This is a genomic window from Bacillota bacterium (assembly GCA_023511485.1).
Classification (GTDB): Bacteria; Actinomycetota; Aquicultoria; order Aquicultorales; family Aquicultoraceae; genus CADDYS01.
In genome coordinates, this window is the sequence record JAIMBH010000014.1 from 30,471 (window position 1) to 48,643 (window position 18,173).

The 18,173-nt window shown below is 44.2% G+C and carries 21 protein-coding genes and 1 other annotated feature; of the genes, 5 read left to right on the top strand and 16 right to left on the bottom strand.

Annotated elements, in window-relative coordinates; genetic code table 11:
- Nucleotides 1–40: 40 nt before the first annotated feature.
- From K6T91_06145 to K6T91_06160, 4 genes are all read right to left on the bottom strand, one after another.
- A complete protein-coding gene (locus K6T91_06145; GenBank protein MCL6472377.1) occupies nucleotides 41–265 on the bottom strand; it encodes a hypothetical protein in 225 nt (74 codons plus the stop codon).
- A 119-nt stretch (nucleotides 266–384) separates the two neighbouring features.
- Nucleotides 385–624, bottom strand: a complete 240-nt coding sequence (locus K6T91_06150) for a hypothetical protein (protein ID MCL6472378.1) — start codon at nucleotides 622–624, stop codon at nucleotides 385–387.
- A gap of 11 nt (nucleotides 625–635) precedes the next feature.
- Complete coding sequence (locus tag K6T91_06155) at nucleotides 636–875, bottom strand: 4Fe-4S binding protein (GenBank protein MCL6472379.1); 240 nt, start codon at nucleotides 873–875, stop codon at nucleotides 636–638.
- Nucleotides 876–1,113: 238 nt separating this feature from the next.
- Nucleotides 1,114–1,416, bottom strand: a complete 303-nt coding sequence (locus K6T91_06160; protein MCL6472380.1) for a hypothetical protein — start codon at nucleotides 1,414–1,416, stop codon at nucleotides 1,114–1,116.
- Nucleotides 1,417–1,756: 340 nt separating this feature from the next.
- On the opposite strand from K6T91_06160, the gene K6T91_06165 reads away from it, so the two are divergent.
- Nucleotides 1,757–2,713, top strand: coding sequence for an alpha/beta hydrolase family protein (locus K6T91_06165; GenBank protein MCL6472381.1), 957 nt, complete (start codon nucleotides 1,757–1,759; stop codon nucleotides 2,711–2,713).
- Nucleotides 2,714–2,740: 27 nt separating this feature from the next.
- Here the strand turns inward: K6T91_06165 and K6T91_06170 are convergent, their stop codons facing one another.
- From K6T91_06170 to amrS, 3 genes are all read right to left on the bottom strand, one after another.
- Nucleotides 2,741–3,739: a GGDEF domain-containing protein gene (locus tag K6T91_06170; GenBank protein MCL6472382.1), complete on the bottom strand. Its 999-nt coding sequence runs from the start codon at nucleotides 3,737–3,739 to the stop codon at nucleotides 2,741–2,743.
- Nucleotides 3,740–3,835: 96 nt separating this feature from the next.
- A complete protein-coding gene (locus tag K6T91_06175; protein ID MCL6472383.1) occupies nucleotides 3,836–5,779 on the bottom strand; it encodes a molybdopterin-dependent oxidoreductase in 1,944 nt (647 codons plus the stop codon).
- A gap of 218 nt (nucleotides 5,780–5,997) precedes the next feature.
- Nucleotides 5,998–6,891, bottom strand: coding sequence for an AmmeMemoRadiSam system radical SAM enzyme (gene amrS / locus K6T91_06180; GenBank protein ID MCL6472384.1), 894 nt, complete (start codon nucleotides 6,889–6,891; stop codon nucleotides 5,998–6,000).
- A gap of 178 nt (nucleotides 6,892–7,069) precedes the next feature.
- On the opposite strand from amrS, the gene K6T91_06185 reads away from it, so the two are divergent.
- From K6T91_06185 to K6T91_06195, 3 genes are read left to right on the top strand one after another with little or no spacing between them, the layout of a single operon-like run.
- Nucleotides 7,070–7,249, top strand: a complete 180-nt coding sequence (locus tag K6T91_06185) for a hypothetical protein (GenBank protein ID MCL6472385.1) — start codon at nucleotides 7,070–7,072, stop codon at nucleotides 7,247–7,249.
- Nucleotides 7,250–7,251: 2 nt separating this feature from the next.
- Nucleotides 7,252–7,683 carry a phage holin family protein gene (locus tag K6T91_06190; GenBank protein MCL6472386.1) on the top strand — a complete coding sequence of 144 codons (432 nt, stop codon included), beginning with the start codon at nucleotides 7,252–7,254 and terminating at the stop codon, nucleotides 7,681–7,683.
- Nucleotides 7,647–7,976, top strand: coding sequence for a hypothetical protein (locus K6T91_06195; protein MCL6472387.1), 330 nt, complete (start codon nucleotides 7,647–7,649; stop codon nucleotides 7,974–7,976). The genes K6T91_06190 and K6T91_06195 overlap by 37 nt, the downstream gene beginning before the upstream one ends.
- Nucleotides 7,977–8,020: 44 nt before the next feature.
- Here the strand turns inward: K6T91_06195 and K6T91_06200 are convergent, their stop codons facing one another.
- The 5 genes from K6T91_06200 to K6T91_06220 all read right to left on the bottom strand — a co-directional run bounded on the left by K6T91_06200 (nucleotide 8,021) and on the right by K6T91_06220 (nucleotide 13,575).
- Entirely contained in the window at nucleotides 8,021–8,566 is a 546-nt protein-coding gene (locus K6T91_06200; protein MCL6472388.1) for a type 1 glutamine amidotransferase, read from the bottom strand.
- A gap of 28 nt (nucleotides 8,567–8,594) precedes the next feature.
- Nucleotides 8,595–9,014 (bottom strand): hypothetical protein, encoded by a 420-nt coding sequence (locus tag K6T91_06205; protein MCL6472389.1) that lies wholly within the window; start codon nucleotides 9,012–9,014, stop codon nucleotides 8,595–8,597.
- A gap of 129 nt (nucleotides 9,015–9,143) precedes the next feature.
- The gene (locus K6T91_06210; protein MCL6472390.1) at nucleotides 9,144–10,469 is read right to left on the bottom strand and encodes a discoidin domain-containing protein; all 1,326 of its coding nucleotides are present in this window, start codon (nucleotides 10,467–10,469) and stop codon (nucleotides 9,144–9,146) included.
- A 218-nt stretch (nucleotides 10,470–10,687) separates the two neighbouring features.
- Nucleotides 10,688–12,439, bottom strand: coding sequence for an ATP-dependent DNA ligase (locus K6T91_06215; protein MCL6472391.1), 1,752 nt, complete (start codon nucleotides 12,437–12,439; stop codon nucleotides 10,688–10,690).
- A gap of 338 nt (nucleotides 12,440–12,777) precedes the next feature.
- The gene (locus K6T91_06220; protein ID MCL6472392.1) at nucleotides 12,778–13,575 is read right to left on the bottom strand and encodes a hypothetical protein; all 798 of its coding nucleotides are present in this window, start codon (nucleotides 13,573–13,575) and stop codon (nucleotides 12,778–12,780) included.
- Nucleotides 13,576–13,761: 186 nt separating this feature from the next.
- Here K6T91_06220 and K6T91_06225 point away from each other — a divergent pair, with 186 nt between their 5' ends.
- On the top strand, nucleotides 13,762–13,977 hold the full coding sequence (locus tag K6T91_06225; GenBank protein MCL6472393.1) for a hypothetical protein: 216 nt from the start codon (nucleotides 13,762–13,764) through the stop codon (nucleotides 13,975–13,977).
- Nucleotides 13,978–13,993: 16 nt separating this feature from the next.
- On the opposite strand, the gene K6T91_06230 is transcribed toward K6T91_06225, so the two are convergent.
- The 4 genes from K6T91_06230 to K6T91_06245 all read right to left on the bottom strand — a co-directional run bounded on the left by K6T91_06230 (nucleotide 13,994) and on the right by K6T91_06245 (nucleotide 17,986).
- Nucleotides 13,994–15,055, bottom strand: coding sequence for a hypothetical protein (locus K6T91_06230; GenBank protein ID MCL6472394.1), 1,062 nt, complete (start codon nucleotides 15,053–15,055; stop codon nucleotides 13,994–13,996).
- A gap of 296 nt (nucleotides 15,056–15,351) precedes the next feature.
- Nucleotides 15,352–15,756, bottom strand: coding sequence for a 4Fe-4S binding protein (locus tag K6T91_06235; GenBank protein MCL6472395.1), 405 nt, complete (start codon nucleotides 15,754–15,756; stop codon nucleotides 15,352–15,354).
- Nucleotides 15,757–16,929, bottom strand: a complete 1,173-nt coding sequence (locus K6T91_06240) for a homocysteine biosynthesis protein (protein MCL6472396.1) — start codon at nucleotides 16,927–16,929, stop codon at nucleotides 15,757–15,759.
- A 213-nt stretch (nucleotides 16,930–17,142) separates the two neighbouring features.
- Nucleotides 17,143–17,418: a binding site (T-box leader), on the bottom strand.
- A gap of 127 nt (nucleotides 17,419–17,545) precedes the next feature.
- Nucleotides 17,546–17,986 carry an OsmC family protein gene (locus K6T91_06245; protein MCL6472397.1) on the bottom strand — a complete coding sequence of 147 codons (441 nt, stop codon included), beginning with the start codon at nucleotides 17,984–17,986 and terminating at the stop codon, nucleotides 17,546–17,548.
- Between the last annotated feature and the right edge of the window lie 187 nt (nucleotides 17,987–18,173).

Consider the following 18,173-nt stretch of genomic DNA (forward strand, 5'->3'; position numbering starts at 1 on the left):
CTAAAAAGCTCCCCGGAGGGAGCTTTTGCTTTATGGGCTTTTATTGTTCTTCTTTCTTAAGGATCTGGTCAAGCCTTCTGACTATGTCATAATAAGATATATAGCCTGCGCTTATCGCTTCACCATTTAAAAACGTCAAAGGAAATGGCAGGTGATGTGTTTCGATTAACCGCCTAATATCGGGATGGATCTCATCCCCATTGATATCAAAGTAGTTGATATTTACCGCATCACCATAATCGGCTTTAAGAGGCTCAATTACCATCCAGCTTATCTCGGCCCGAGACAGACCATATGAGCCTCACCCAAAACCGCATGAACTTCCATCGTTAAATATGTCTATCCTTATCGGCTTTGTAACAGCATCCAACCCAAAAACCTCCCCTAGGCTTTCAAGGCCTCTTTAACAAGATTTATTTTCTCCTCAATTATCGAGATCTCGCGATCAAAAGAATTGCGGTAGGATTCTATCTTGCTGGCGTTGACATGAACACCGGTCTGGCCCAGTATTAATCTTCTCTCGATTTGTATATCCTCGAGATTTTCTTCAAGGATTTCAAGTTCTTCTTGAAGCTCATCCTTGCTCATTGCTTTAATCTTCTCCAGATACTCCTCGGCAACCATCGTTGACCCTCCTATCGCATATTTATTGCGCCAACAGGACACCTGGTTGTGCAAATACCACAACCTAAGCATAAATCCTCATTAACCGTATATGACGGCCTGGGACCGAAGCCAAAGAATGCAGCTAGCGGATCCGTTTGCATTTCGCTTGTAATTGCTTTTGTCGGGCATATCCTGCTGGCCGGGCATGCCGGCGAACGGTCGCATCTGCTTTGATCGATCTCTGCTTTTTTTAACGTTTGTCTTGGCATATCCGTCCCTCCGTTTACTTTATTTATTATACCCCCTAGGGTATCGTACTAATCCTGATTTGTCAAGCGTTAGCTCGTTGTTTACTGGGGCTTTACTGCAAGATACCAGTAGGGAGTATTATACCCTGGAGACTAAAATTTGAAAATAAAATTTAGCTTATTACCTGCAAAACTATAGGTTCCAAAACTTCTCAACTTTAACTTTCAATTTTCCAGCATATTATGGCCATAAAACTTATTAGGTCCGTTTTCTAAAGGTTGCCTCAAAAATTAATACGACTAAAAGGAGAAGCAAAGCGGCTTCAAGAAGCGGTGTGGTTACATTTCTATCAAGATATAAAAGCAGGAAATATACCCCAAGAAGCAACGCAACTACAACATACCCAAAATTTGTAATTATGCCAATACGGAAAAACCGTTTGTCACCGCTAAAAATATGCCTTCGCACATTATATGCTTTTAGCCCGAAGCTTACTCTCGCAACGGCGACCAACAAGGCTAATATGAAAAGTATCAGTTCGATAGTTTTTGGCAACTTCATAGATCCTCTGTACCGATAATTAATTATAGGGCTATCTATCAATTAACTATAGCCTTAAATTATCCTTTTTTATTTAAATTTATTAAGCCGATTTTTCGGAAATTTTGCGACTTAAAGGTAAGTAAAGTAGGTAGCTAGAGCCGCTTAAAGAAGACCAGGTTGCTATCCCCTGCAATATTTGGTAAAAATAGAAATCGAGTGCAACCTATCTTTACAAAGCCATGCTACTCGCACGGCAGCAATGCTTAATGCATAACAATATCATTAATATAGCAGTTATTTATCAAGAAAGTCGCAAAGCATGAACAAATTATCCGCCCAGATAATCGACAGGTGCATCATGAGCATACTGTCACCAAAATTTGACTCATCTGATGCATTTAAAGCGCAAAACCTGTATCTGCTGAACAATCCTCCCCGCCCACCAAAAAGAATGATAAAAACGCCAAAGGTATTCCTTAAAGAAGTTGGGAGAAAGGGCTCGCTTAACGTATATGAGTATGCCTTTCCAAGCAGAATCCAGACGGCGCAGCTAAAAAACAACACCGTTTACGGCAGATATTTTAAGTTAAGCAATGTAAACCCGAAATCAACATTTATACTTTTGCATGGCATGCATAGTAAAAATTATCGCTACCTGGAAAAACATGCACTAAACCTGGCCAGGAACGGGCATAATTGCATTACCATAACGCTTCCCTATCATATCGAAAGGGCAACAAAAAGCTCAGCAAGCGGCAAACAATTCTTAAGCACAAACCTAAGAATTGTTTTTGAGGCCCTTCAGCAAGCGGTAAAGGATGTTTTATCGCTTGTTAATTGGCTCTCGGCAAACGGTGACAAAAAAATAGGGTTGCTTGGAATTAGCCTTGGCGGCCTGATAGCCAGCTACGTATCTTCAGCCACGCGAAAGATTAATTATCTTGTCCTTTTGACACCGGCAACCAATCCAATGCAAATTATGGGTTATATGTCTTCTGGCAAAACTGCCAATGATAGAATTGCGAAAACCGGTCTCACAGAAAAGCAGATGTTAGAATTGACCGAACCTTGGGACCTCAAAGAAAGCAAACCGCACACACCGGCCAATCGTACCTTGATCTTAAAAGCTGCATATGATGCCATTGTGCCGAGCGATTCTATTGAGAAAGTTTTGGATGCTTGGGGCAAACCACAAATTATAAGGTATAACCATAGTCATTTAAGCATACTGATAAGCCGACAGGTATTTAAAGACATAAATAAGTTTTTGGCCGATACCTTTAGGTATCAAAGCAGTACGGGCCTTTTGAAATAGGAACCTAAACTCCAGACAGGCCCTCCTTTATGCGGTCCTATTCTTTGCTTTGCGGATATCTCCGTAGTAGACAACGCAGTTGCGGCCTCTCTCTTTGGCCGCAAACAACGCAGCATCTGCATTAGCAACAAGAACATCTTTTTCTTTAGCGCATTTCGGAAAATCGGCAACGCCAATACTTACAGTGCATTTCAAGCCTTTGTGGGTAGCAAATTCTCTTTCCACTGCTTGTGAAAATTTCAGACCAAGACGGCGGGCGACTTTCACGGCATCCTCTGCAGATGTATCCGGCAACAGGATTATAAACTCCTCACCCCCGTAACGAGCCGCCACATCGCTTGCCCTTGTCGAACTCTTAACTATATCCGCAAAAAGCTTCAATACGTCATCGCCAACTTGATGACCATATGTATCATTTATGCGCTTAAAATGGTCAAGATCGGCCATAAGAACTGATAGCGATCCACCGCTCCTGCTTATCCTCTTGATTTCGGTATCAAACTTGTTTTCTACCGCCTTACGGTTGTAAAGACCTGTTAAGACATCTCTTTCTGCTTCTTCTTTTGCCAGACAGAGGTTATGCTCAATTTGAAGCCACAAAAGCTGATCCTCTTGTTCTTTTTGCTCAAGGAGTATTTTCATCGAATCTACCTGCTGTTCCTTCTGCTTGATTGCAGAGAGCAGGTGGTTTATCTCACTGGATAGTTCTTTAAGATTATCATCCAGCGACATATCAACCTTATAGCTATAGTCCTTAGCCCCTGCGATCGCCCTTAAATCATCAACGATATGGGCAATTGAGTGGACCATCCTTATACTGATAAATGCAAACACAGCTGCCACAGTAAAGGTCAGCCACGGCGTCGCTATTAAGAACAACCGTATCGTGAGCGATTTTTGGAATGTAGAATATGCCAGAGCCGTTATCAACGAGCTCGCAGCAACAAGCAACAATACTGCACCAAGTAAAACCAATACGGTCACGTAGAATCTTTTTGACGCGCTTCCTGTTAAGGGCCTTGACAACTTATACCACCCTAAAGTTATTAGCCAGGATAAATCACATTTATGATTTAATATCGGCAAAATGTAGTATCATCATAAGAGTCTTTCGCAATGCTGCTAGATTTTTTCTAGCCTAACCATTGTTTGGTAATAGCTGGCATTCTGGCCATCATAGCTCATAAGTGCCGGCACTAGGTGGTTTATAGATTGGCCGAACCTGCCCCACCGTCCCTGCACAACTTTGATAGCGTCTTCTCTTATGCTTTCATCGTGCTCAACTACAACCACAGCCTCGCCTGTTTGGGAGACTATGCGGGCATCTGCCCCGTTGGGCAATCCATAAGCCATAGCAGTTGCAGGATGCACCTTTGCTTTAAGAGGCAAATTATGCTCCGGTGGCAGTATTTGGGAATGTATCCACTGCCTCGAGTGGGTGGTTAGGAGGATAAGAGGAAACTCGTCAGAATCTAGCGTTGGCGTCGAGAAGCTGGTGATAAAGTTAAATTTACCGCTTGCAGTTTCAAAAACCTTATCTTTAAAGGGAACCATTGGGGCATCCGGCACACGCTTATGGGCCTTTCTTAAAGTATCCAGAGTAATGCCCCTACTCTCCAATGGCTTTATGATCCGTTTAATCCAGTAATCGGCTGACCCTGCCATTTGCTCGCCGAACCCCAGAAGCTCGGCAAGTTCCTGGTATATCTCAAGGTCAGTTTTGGCCATCCCAACTGGCTCGATCACCTGGTTAACGGCCCCAACATAGTTATGCCAATAGCTTGCCACCACATCGGTCTCTTCAAGAAAAGTCGTAACCGGAAGAACTAGATCTGCAATTTCAGCGGTATCCGTTAGGAACTGCTCAAAAACAACCACAAAATCAATGCCTTTAAATGCCTCCACTACAGCGGCCGTATCCGGTGACTGGTTAATCGGATTTGCGCCATTGATAAAGGCCATCTTTATTGGAGGGTCGGCCATCTCCTTTATTGCCTTGCCCAGGAGAGGTTTGGGGATTTGTCTCGTTTTTACTGCAAATTCTTTTCCCTTTACCGATTCATCAAAATAGCCATAGTTATCTTTACCATGGCTGACCCCTCCTCCAGGAATGCCAATATTTCCTGTTATAGCAGCTAAAGCATCTATAAGACGAAATACTTCTGCACCCCACTGGTACCGCTGTAGCCCCCATCCCAGAACAATTGCGGCCGGTTTTCTCTCAACATAAAGGTTTGCAAGTATCTCTATATCTACCGCTGAAACACCTGAACGTTTACTTAAAAACTCCATACTAAAGCCGTCAATCATCTGCCGGTAGGCTTCAAAGTTCTCGGTATGGCTAATAATAAAATAAGCGTCGTCCTTGGCGGATTCCAGAATAACTTTTGCCATGCCAAGCGCCAGATATCCATCCATGCCAGGCTTCGGCCTGATATGCATATCGCTGTATCTGCCGGTATCGGTATTAACCGGATCGATCAGCACAATTCTTGCACCGTTAGCACGGGCTTCTTTGAGAATAGGCATCAGGTGAAGATTTGTATCTGAGGGGTTTCTACCCCAGAGGATTATCAGTTCCGAGTTAAATAGGTCTAGTGGGTCATGGCTTGCACGAATACCAAAATCCATGGTTTGGCCGGCACTGCCTGCTCCGCCACAAAGACTTCCACTTGCCTCAGTTACCCCGCCTAAAAGATTAAAGAACCTCTTGTTAAGCATCTTAAGAGCACCGAGCGAACCGGACCCCTGATAGTGAAGGATGGCTGTACTGCCATATTGCTCGATAACTTTTTCTATCCGGTCTGCAATCAACCTAAGAGCTGCATCCCAGCGCAATTGCTGCCATTCTCCATCGATTTTACAAAGCGGCATTAGCACCCTATCGGGACTGTAAACTCGCTGGATATAGCTTAAAGCTTTTCTGCATAAGAAGCTCCGGGTGATCTCGTGCTCGTTAATGCCAGTTAAACCAACCAATCTGTCGTTGGTAACAAAGGCCTTTATGCCGCATGTATCAGGACAATCTCTAGTACAGGTTGTAAGTACAGTCCGGCGTTCCGTCATTCATAACTCCCAGTTGTTTTATGCAGCTTATAGTTTACGATGCGCATCTGCAATACGATAAATGTCCTGCAGTATTCATCGGATAAGCAAACCATTCACTTTATAGCTATACATGTAATAAGGCGTTAGCTTAAGGCAAAATCGACAACTTTTTTGAATAAGATTTCCATATTTTTCCTTAGACTGTTTATCATATAATATCTTGCTGCTTATTCCTATTAAACGTTACCAAGGTAAACGTAATCAAGTCTCTTTTTTGCAATTTCCTTTGCGAGCAGAAGAGTATCAATCGGAGTAGGATTTATTGCCGATTTGTAAGATGGGAAATAGCGTGAGAAATGAAGCGGTGTATCTTTACCCAAAGCACTTGCAATCCAATCGACCAGCTTGCCGATATCCTCTCTTGAGTCATTAAGCCCAGGAATAATTAAATTAGTTATCTCGATATGGCAGTGCTGTTTTGCAAACTCTGCAGTTTTCATTACAGGCTTTAAGTGCCCACCTAGCTTGCGGTAAAATGCCTCGCTAAATCCCTTTACGTCGATGTTCATCGCATCTATAAAGGGAATTAATTCCCTCAAGGGCTGATTAAGAACGTAGCCATTAGTAACCAAAACATTGTACATACCGGCCTCCTTAACAAGAGGAGCAGTATCCCTAATAAACTCATACCAGGTGAACGGCTCATTATAAGTATATGCAATGCCGATATTTCCCATCGGTGCGTACTGCTTGGCAGTTGAAACTGCCTGATCGGGCGTGATTTTATCCGTATAAATAGCTATGGCATCTTCCGGGGCAGCGTCCTTGAAGCTATCAACCGGTTGGGCAATACTCCAGTTTTGACACCAGGGACAAGCAAGATTGCAACCTAAACTTCCAATTGAGTAAATCCTCGATCCTGGGTGGAAATGATAAAGCGGCTTCTTCTCAATTGGGTCGAGGTGACCCGAACTTGCCCGTCCATACCCCATTGCATAAAGTCTGCCGCCTGAATTCTTCCGGCTGAAACATTTACCTGTGCCTCCGGGCTCGATCAGACATAGTTGCGGGCATAGTCTGCACCTTACTCTGCCATTTTCGCGTTGCGTATAAAACATAGCTTCTTTCATAAATATGTCACGTAAGTAATTGTAGACGCTAATTTACAACATGCAAAGCGCTAGCTTTTGGTAAATCACTGAATAGGTAGAGCGGTAAGTAAAAAGCCGTTCCTTATTTTCAAATTGGTATTTACAATCTCATGTTGGGGAATATAAAGTTGGGAGTCCGACAAGACAAGGAGGAATTATGAGAGTTGCCGGTGGGAGTCCAAAGATTTTCCCTGAAGAGATAATAGGAAAAAGCAAGGAGGCTGTTGACAGTCAGCTGGATATTCTGCGAGGGCGCATCCGCAAATATCCCTCCCAATCCCTTCTTGCAGCGTTTGGAATAGGTCTTGTGCTTGGTTTTTTAGTTAGGAGGCTTTAGATATGGCAAGAGCTATGCCGGTGCCACCCGAGGGCAAGAAACCGATAGAAGAAAAGTCAACGCCTAATCTGGTTCGTCAGATAATACAAGAAACCGGCGAGCTAATTCAGCAAGAGTTTCGGCTTTTACGGCAGGAGCTGTTAGAAGCTTTAGGCAAAGCGTCCACTGCAGGTGCTCTTATAGGTGTTGGTGCGATCCTGCTGCTGCTTGGGGCAGTCTACCTCGGCGCTACGTTTATGCTGCTCCTCTCTCTAGCGGTAACGCCGTGGATTTCTGCGGCTATTGTAACGCTAATCTTCCTAGCGATTGGAGGCATTGTTGTTTACGTTGGAATTCGTAACTTCAGGAACTTGAAATTAGCGCCAAGAACGGTTGAAACGTTAAAGGAGGATGCTGAATGGCTGAGTCACCCGACGAAACTAGAAGAGAAATAGAAGCAACACGCCAAAGGATAGCTGAAGCGGCCGGGGAGCTTGAGGAGCGATTTCAGGAGGCAACCAATTGGAGAAAGATAGTCGCCAATTATCCGCTCGAGAGCACTGCTGTCGCATTAGTTAGCGGGTTTATCTTAAGCTCATTAATCTTGCCTGGAGTATTTGCCGCGGTGCGCTCGTCTCGCGAAAGGGTAACGCACCGGGAATTCAGGATACTTGACTGGATAAGGCCCATAGTAGTCCCGGTTGTTGCAGCGAGAATCATAGATTATATGCGTGAGAGACCAAAGTAGACCTCTGACCTACTTTGGTACTTCAAAACTTCGGCACCTTATTTTTATGCCGCTTCCATCTTTGCCTTTCCTTCAAGGATGTTTACTATTGTTTGAATAAATGCCGGTAGATCCGTTACACTGCGCGACGTTACGATATTGCCGTCGATGGCCACTTCTCTATCGACAACATTTGCGCCGGCGTTTTTAAGATCGATCATCACAGAAGGCCAAGAGGTCATCATCTTACCCTCAACAATCCCGGCCGATATTAAGAGCCACGGTGCATGGCAAACCGCAGCAATAAGTTTGCCCTGGTTATACATCTCCCGCACAAATCCTATTGCTTTTTGGCTCAGTCGCAATTTGTCTGGAGAATAGCCTCCCGGAATAACAAGCGCGTCAAAGTCGGCCGGTGATACGTCATCAAAACTTGCATCAGTCATTACTTCCATTTGTCTGTGGTGACCAATAAGCATCTGCTCGGCCTCTACTCCGACAACAACTACATCTGCTCCCTCTTGTTTTAATCGCTCGTAAGGCTGGCTAAATTCCCGCTCATCGAATTCGTTAGCAATAATTATCGCTACCCTTTTACCCTGCAGCGACATTTGAATTCCACCTTTCAATCTATTAATTTTACTTCTGACTACGCCTTTGCTTATAATTACGACTACCGCAATACCCTCTACTCATACCTTTAGACATAAGTTTGAAAAGCTTAAGAGCTGCAAGGGACAAAACGAGCCCGCCGATTTTCATGACTGGGCCGATATCCACTATTGGTTCGTATTTGACCTTATCGGCCGTAACAGTAATAAAGCCAATGGGTACCACGTTGACCTTCATGCCCAAGCCAAATCCTTCTCCTTCGCCCTCGGCCTCCGGCTTAGGCCCGCCTCTGCCTTTTCCGCCACCGCTTCCCCATCTATAGCATATTTTGCCAACCGGAATTACAACCTTGTCGCCAATCTGGCGTGATTCCCCAAAAATCATCTCGACGTTTGTTCCGCTAACCCGGGCCATTACATCTTTGACTACGTTTTCATAATCAGCCATATCTTCACCGCCAATTCGTTTATTTTAATTAAGTATTCCCATGCACAGAAAAAGTTAATAACGGGAGTTAATCAGAAGCACATCACAATAACATGAGGTCAAATGCAGATTTACTTTTTATGCGCACTTTTATACATCGCGCCTTCTTAAACGTGCTCTAACCGATACTACGACCTGCCATATTATAAGAGCAGCAACTAGAACTGAAGCGGCTACTGTTATGGCATCAACGATTGAATATCTGGGTTTGGTATAGATACTATCGGCCTGAGCTAGGCCGATTTTCCATCTTGATGGTTCAAATTTTGTTTGCGATTGCAGCTCGCCAAACTCGATTTCGCTTATATAGGTAACATTTGAGTAAATTCCCTTATAAACGTCGTCTACCTCAAGTTTTACATAGCTCGTCTCAACCGGTTTTACTGAGAAATACTGCATATCAAGTGAGTCCTGCAGTCTAAAATGCTGGCTTGAGCCGTCAGAAAACCTTAATGTGACCGAACTCGGGCGATTATAAAATTTGTACATACTCTCAAGACTGGCAAAACCGGGGATAATCCTGAACTCCCTGATCCACCGCTTACGCCCTAAATCAAATATTAGCCATTCCTTCAAATTGGAGTTCATAATACCCCAGGCAGTAGCCGGGTCCTGATCTGCAACAAACTTAGGTAAATATTCCTTGCCATCGTCATTGAATGCTCCAGAGGCTTTAACATCTGATATCAGGTTTTTGCCCCTGCCAAATATCAAGATTTCCAGGTCTTGATTCGGCTTATAATTCGAGAAATTCCATTTTAGCTCGCCTTGACTAACAGTAAACCCTGCCGGTTGTACAGCGTATTTGTTAGCATAATCACCATACGTAGCAGGATATTTAATATCCCGATCACTTAAACCGCCCATAAAATGAACTACATAAGAAGCCTCGCCAATTCCTCCCTTCCAGCTCGCTCCAGGCTGAAGCGGTATCGTTAACTTACGCTTCCAGGGATCTAGCCTAATCCAATATCTTTCAACGACAATTCGCCTTTCATTTTTAGGAATAAAAACATTGTGGGTATGCCAAACGATTTTCCCGCTTAATCCTGCGACCGTCTGCTCATTTGCGTTTACCGTTCTAACGTCTGTTTCCTTGCCATCCAAAAAAGCCCTAAAATTGTAGATTCCGTAGATAACTGTAGCCTTGGTATTTTCCTCGTCTGGCAGACCCATCGCAAATTCCTGCGCATCACCGGTATTATACAGCTGGTAAACGCTTTCAACCTCAGCAAAACCACGATGGAGCCATATCTGCATGACCTGCTTCTCAAGCACAATATCGGAGCTTTCCTGATACTTTAAGGAAAATCCCGGCGCACCAAGATATGCGCTATTTGCATATGCGGCTGCAGGTATTGCCAGAGCTAAAATCACGGCAATGATTAGCGCACCTATTAGCCTGCTTATTTTCATCAAGCCCATCCTAACAACTATGTGGCATTATGATTCCCAGGTTTATCAGTAAATTCCTGAACAACCATTAATATTTGCCTTTATTTAGCTTTTACTTAGCTTTTATTATATATCTTTGGTAAGACGAGGGTAAGAGGCAGGATTAAAGGGCATTTCAAGAGGCACTTCAAGACATGGGCACATTATCGATTCATCATTCGCAGTTCAAGATTCGATGCTTATGCAACCTTGCGGAGCTTGGATCTATACATCTCAACTATCTCTTGAACCGTGGTAGCATCTTCTGGGGCTTTGTCTTTTCTATATTTGCCAGTAAAGCGGGGGAACCTGATAGCTAGGCCACTGCCGTGCCTGAATATATCCTGCCCCGCAGTATGCAAAGGGCTCAGCGTTATTTCTGCTCCTATGACCTCAAGTACAACCGCCGGCACAAACCATACATCGGGTTTCTCTTTTGCGTTAACTCTCGCATGGCAATTCGGGATTTTATAGGGCTCCAGCATTGCCGGAAGCTCGGCTAAGTCTTTATCGGTAAAGCCTGCCCCCAGTCGTGTTACCGTATCGAACATATCCCTATCCGGGTCGTAGGCCGCCATCAGAAGTGAACCGTATACGCCGGCCCTCTTGCCGCGCCCATAATAGGCTCCGACTACAACCAAATCTACAGTATCAGTCATTTCGCTTCTGTACTCGCGTTTATATTTTATCCAGAGCCATCCACGAGAGCCCGCCTGGTAAAAAGTATAAGGCCCGATAGCTTTACATATCACACCTTCGGTTCCCTCTTGAATCGCGCGCTCAAAGAATACTTGCAGTTCACCTACATTGTCTACCATCTCATACTCAACAAGCCGTGCCCTATCGATAGGTTTGATGATCCGCTTAAGTTCTTCCCTTCGCTCTAAAAAGGGGAGTTGGGTCAAGTCGCGCCCGTTTGAATAAAGGCAGTCGAAGTAAAATAGCGATGCCGGAAACTCCTTTGCCATCTCTTCAATACCGTATTTACGCCGTCGTCTCATCAGCTCCTGGAATGGTCGCATCTCGCCTGTCTCCGGATTGAGTGCCACAATCTCCGCTTCAAGTATTGCGATGTCAGCATCGACCGATTCTCTTGCAAGCTCAACAACATCTGGATACTGGTTGGTTATATTTTCTATTCTACGCGAGAACAGGATCACTTCGTTCTCGCGTTTGTGTATCTGAATGCGCTCTCCATCGTATTTGAACTCCACAACACACCGGCCGCCCATCTTGGCAAGGATCTCCTCAGGGGTTTTTAATCTTTCAGCAAGCATTGGGCGCACTGGTTTGCCAACCGTTATCCTGAAATCCCTTAAGCCATCAAGACCCCTTCTCTCAACAGCTTCAGCAACAGCACCTAAATCAGATGTTATATTATAGGCCCGTTCAATCTCAGCTCTTGATTCTTTGCCGCCTCCGAAAACAATAGCAAGAGCATCAAGTATGGTCATATCCGCAACGCCAAGCCTTAGCTTTCCGGTAACAGTCCTTACGATATATTTGGCTTCAAGCGGGGTTGCCGCCTTTAACAGGTCGGCAAGCATGCTTATTTTTGTATCTGTGCTACCGGGGCCGGAGGTTCTAGCAATTTTATCCAGTGTTGAGTAGACCCTGTCAACAGTAAGAGGCTCCTTCGCTTCACGGGGAACTTTCTGCAATTCTTCATATGCAGTATCGCCAATATCTCCCGTGCGATCCAAAGTCCTAATTACATCATCGGCAGAAAGTCCAGTTGCAATAGATACTGCCCTTACGGCGAGCTTTTCTGCGATGCCTATCTCGATACCTACAAAATTGGGATAAAGCCTGCCCTGGATTAGATAAACTACCTTACCAATAAGATCGGGCGGGGTTTGCCTAAGTAGTTCAGACAGGTAATCGGTTAAAGCTATCCGCTTAGTGGTCGATTCCATTTTAAGAAAGGCCTCTGCTAACTTTATATATTCCATAAAAAATCATCCCCGGTTTTTCTGATGATGCCCAAGAAGTTTTTACCCTAAAATGAAGGCAAAATGGAGTCCATCCTCGCAGGCTAGCTAAGTCGCAATCTCTCGATTGCATTGTCACAGCGAGAATGGACTCCAAATGTAGCACGAAACTCCATCTTATTAATGATAATTATCGGTAGGATGACGTACTGGGTTAATACTTTATTACTAAATAGTTCGCAGGTTGAGAGCAACAGCCTTAGAATGGAGACTTCTCAAGTACTCGAAGCTGCCGTGGAACTGAAGTTCTTACTACAAATCTAATATTTTCCATTCAGGGCTCTTAAGTTCAACATTTACTAGATATTTTCGAGGTTTTCTTGCAAATTTTCGAGGACAGCGAGCGACCAGCCCAGAAACCCCATGAAGAAAAAGTTATCCTCGTCATGGTCACCTATATGCCATAGTGCATGTGCAGTTTCACCTGGGCTAAAACCAACCCAGGGAATCGATAGCTCTATTATTGTTTCTTCAACATCAAATAGCATATTTTCATAATCACCATCTACGGTTATCAGGCGATTGACAAGCGCAACCATGTTGTCAGTTTCATGTTTTAGCTCAAAAAGATTCTCGGTGAAATAATTTGCAACATCTTCTGGGCAGCCTTTTGATATAAGTCTCTTTACTATGCTGCTGAACTGCTGTCGGGTATGCGCCTCGATTTCACTTCTCATATTGCTTTGCAAGTCGTCGCCGCCCAGACTATCAAGAAACTCTCCTGTACTGTCTAATCCCCCGCCGACATCTTCGTCATCCATATCAAGCCGCCCCTCGGTGAGTGCAGTTAGCTTGTCCATGAGTACATAGTAGCCGCGGCCAAACTGGTCGGCAAAGTGCCTGAGACTTTTTACAGCCTCGCGCATTTCTAAGATCTTCTCTGCAATATCCGTGGTTTCAACCAGCTTAACTAGATCGTTAACCTTTACTCCAAAATCATGGGCCTGTATATACATTTGTGCAAGGTTATATGCAGGCTTTGCCGCAATCATCGCTGGAACCTGGCAAGCCAACAACTTATGGTATATTGCCCTATTTAACCTGGTCAAATTGTTTTCACTGTTAATCGAGTCTATCAGATTCTTGTTCTGGTCCATCTATATCCCTTCTATCAATCTTAAATTGTGGTAGTAAAAACATTATACACTTTATTCATTTTTTAATATTGCCGGGCAATGAATAAAATTCTAACCGGTGAGGAATAATAAGTTAGTGATCCCTTTAATAGGCGGTCTTTTACAGGACATCCAGGTAATAGCATTTAAAACTATGGAGCGATCTTTATGGAGGTATCTACTCTTTTTATTTTGTTTTTGATCGGCTTTTTTATCGGACTATTCTCCAGGCTGATTTACGCGCTTATGACCGGAAAATTTCCAGCCGGAAATTTAAAGACTGTAAATAAAGTCCGCTATATAAGCCCTAAAGTAGACATTTATGAGGAATCAGAAAATGAGCAAAACGAATCTTCTCAGGATAAGAAAGCGGCTAATCAGTAATATCTAACCTGTATATCTAATCAGTAATATACCTCTGCCGCATCAAAGCTGATACTTGGCTTGCAAGAGTAAAGGTGAGCTCAGCGTTTTCAGGCTTCATCGAACCGGTTCCACAGTTCGGCGTAATTAAAGCCTGGTTTACCAAAACTTCTTTGTCTATCCCTTTATCAACAAGTAGCTGCATCCCAGCCTCTAGCTTTTCTACAAGCCCTGCAGCTGTCTCTTGCGCTACCTGCTCGGGAGTTGGAAGCCCTGAGGGCACTATTCCCCAGGCAAGAATACCTCCCCTATCCAAAAACGATTTTATCTCACTAGGATAGAGTGCGATGGTTTCACTATATCCGTAGGCGTCGAAGCTTATGACATCAACACCTGTCTCGGTAAGCAAACCCCAATCAGTATTTCCGCAGCAGTGAATCCCTGTAAAGCCATCTATCGCATTGATTAGCTCATTAAGATAGCTTATAACCTCATCTCTGTTTAGGCTCACGAAAGCAGAACCAAACGACATCAGATAAGGCTCATCTATGAAAATTAGCACGGGAAGTTCGGCTCTTAGTTCTTTAAACCTCTTGACTTGATACTTTGCTTTCATTGTAAGCGTCTTTAATATACCTTCGCGAAGAGTATCGTCGTAAAGCCCTGGGCGCTTGTTCTGATCGGCAACTGCAAGACCCATGCTTATTGGTCCGGTCACATGGCCCTTTAAGGCCTTTGCATCCGGATATTCGTTTGCTTTAAGCAACTCCAAAAACCTGTACAGGCCTCGCGCATAGTCTTCTCCAATAGCAAGAGCGTCGATATCATCTGCTATATATTGCCCGAATAGCTTCTCGAGCTCGCCGATAATGTTACGGGTTGTATCAAAGTACACCCTGCGCTCGGTCTCATCTACTACTATTCCTGGCATGCCCTCGGTATACTGCACATACATGTTCTCTTTAAAGCTTATATTGGGAAGCTGTGGCCACATTGGTATATGGCGCATGCTGCCAAGCACTATATTGCAGGCAGCATCTACATTTGTATGCGGAACGCTTCCAATGGCAGTTGCCATACATTTAGCCTCAAAAGCCATTTATCTACCTCACAGCTTACATAATCGATTTGCACTATTATACAAGAAAAGGAGTCAAGCGTTAGAAATAGGTCTTGATGTTCCAAGGTGCCAAGGTCAATTAAAGCTGTCAACTTTTAACTGTCAGCTTTCAGCTAGTGCAAGTAGGTAACGAGGGCAGTGATTTTGATACTATTTAGATGTTCGGCTCCGCTCCTTGCTACCTGCTGCCTGTTAGCAGCCCTAAAGGGCTACACTACATTTTTATAAACCCTGTCTTTTATAAACCCTGGTTCCTGAAACCTGGCCCCTGGCCCCTAAAATTGTACCTTAATAGCTCTAGTTGGGCATGTGTTTATACAGAGCTCACAGAATATGCACTTCTCTAGGTCAAAATCAAGCCTCCAATCATCCGGTTTGATAGCAAGAGCCCCGGGTTTGCAAACGCCGGTGCATGCACCGCAGTCAACGCACCGATTTGGGTCTATTGTTAAATCCTGTATGGCCTCTTGAATCCCTACACCTTGCTCTTTTAGAAAACTAATCCCTTTGTCGATCTGTTCAGCCGAGCCAGTCAAATCCACAACAAGCGTTCCTTCGTTCTCATCAATTTGCGCACGCAAGATGTTAGGTATAAGATTGAAGTCTTTTACCAGGTGATAAGTTATCGGCTTCTCAACGCTTTCTTCTGGAAAGTGGAGGACGTATTTTTTCTTTGCCACTTAAATCCCCTCCTCAGTTACAATCTCAAGTGGCTTAAACGATTGGTCGAGTGAGAAGTTTTCAACCGGCTGCTGCAGATAGAAATTGCCTTGCTTGATCCATTCCTTTAAGGTTGCAGCTATTTTTCTCGCTTTACTATAGCTGGATATTGGAGCCGTGCGAACTTGCTTGCCGTTTATTTCTATCTTTCCGCTTCTAAGCTCGGCATAACTTACTTTGCCTAAACTTGGTTTAGAGCGTTTTTCCACGCTGTAATCTAAAATCGTGCTGTAGATATCTTTGTCGCTAATACTTGCTTTCTCGACAACATCCGTATCGAGCACTGGTATCGGGACTCCCACACCAACAAACATCGTCGTACCATAATTATGGAAAGTCGCTGCTCTCAAGAACTCAGTACTCATTTTCTTTAAGTCACCGATTAGCGCAAGTGTACCTGCAGGGGCTGTTGGAACTCCGTTTTCACCACGGGCTTGGTTTGGGTTAAACTGCGTTCCCTGCCAGGCAACATACCCTGGAGCGCCTCCTAAAAATATCCTGGTTCCTATCCCGATGGTGCGGTAGAATGGATCATTTATCAATGGGCTAAGCTGACTTGCGCTGCAGTATGTGGCATTGCCAAGGCGCGGCAAAAGCGTCCCCATGTACGTGTATAGAATCCTCGACGATGTGTTTGTGGCTATTGCGTAGTTTTGGTATGCGTTTCTTGGGTTAAATAAATACGCTTCGTTTAGTGTGTCTTTATGGATAAAAGTTGCGATATCTTTTCTTGGATAGCAATCCGTGCCGTAAGCTTTGGATACAAGCTTTACTCTCTTGCCGGCGACAAGGTCCTCAATAACGTGAGCACCGCCATACATCATGCCCGCCGTTTCGGAAAGTTCAGTCGCGCCGATATAAGCATCGACCGCCGCAAGACCCGCATACGCCGGAACATCGTTTAGCCATACCTTCGTCATTTTTATTGGCGGGTCGGAGTGGCCAAAGTTAATGAATGCACCGGTCGAGCACATAGGGCCAAATGTCCCTGTGGTAATAACATCTACTTTTTGGGCAGCTTTCTCAACGCCCACATCATTGACTATGTCAATGATTTCTTCGGCGGTCACAACAACCGCCTCGCCTCGCCGTATCTTCTCATTGATTTCTTCATAAGTCTTTTTAACGGCCATACTTACCTCCTTTACACCCGCACATTGAAAACAATTCTTTCAATGCAAAGAATTGAAATTAGAAAGCAATAAGTAGGATTAGCTATCGCACTGTTTGGTAATTAAGGTTTTTATCGCCCCGTATTAATTTCATGTCGGCCTACTTATGCTACCTCCTGCTCTTACAACGCTAATATTTGTACGTGACACAGGTAATAAAAAAATCCCGCCCCATAATGGGACGAGAGATATTCCCGCGGTACCACCCAAATTCAGCCAGTAACTGCAAATACTTTGCGCCTGCTAGGTTTTTACTGCATAAACTGGCTGCCCTTGAGACCAGATAACGGCTGGCCAACCGTCCGGCTCTACTCGAACGCCATCATATGCGCTCTTTCTTCCGAAAGCTCAGGGACCATGTTCAATCCGCACACCGCCCCAGCTTTCACCTCACCTGGGTCTCTTTTAGCGGCTGATATAGGATTTACTCATTCCCCTCTCAGCTTAGGCGATTTTTTGGCACTTTGTGCCTTTGTAATAAGCTAGCACGCAGCCATGACGGTTGTCAACAAAGTTATTTATCTAGCGATTATTGTCAATAAAACCTCAAGTTGCTAATTATGCATCTAGATACTAATTATGTATCTGGAGCTTCCGCAGGCTCTATCTCATATGTGTGGGTGATCTCAGGATTGCCTTCTAAAGTTGCTCTTACCGAACAGTATTTCTCCTCAGATAACTGAATAGCCCTTTCAACCGCAGCTTTATCGACATTTTCACCCTTTATTCTGTAAATAAGCTTTATATTCTCAAATGCCTGCGGATAATCCTCACGCTGTATTCCCTCAACTTCCACCGAAAAATCGGTTATAACCTGGCGCTTTTTCCCTAGTATCGATATGACATCCATGGCAGTGCATCCAGCCAAAGATATGAGCAACAATTCGGTTGGCTTAAAGCCAATCCCTTCCCCGCCAGCCTCAATCAATGCATCCATAACAACGCCTGAATTCCGCTCATTAATACCGATAAACTGCCTTCCATCAACCCACTTCACACGTGTTTTAAGTTCTTTCATCTATTCCTCGCTTTCTACGTAAATACATAAACCTGGTGCAACATAGCACAGCTTTTTAAAGAGTCAGCTCACGCCCTTTATTTTGCTCAGGATAGTTCCCCAAAGGAGCTGCGCAAGGGCTGCGTAAGATTCTTGATTCTGCAATTTAAATTTTGAATTTCCTATATACCCCCCTACCGTATATTGC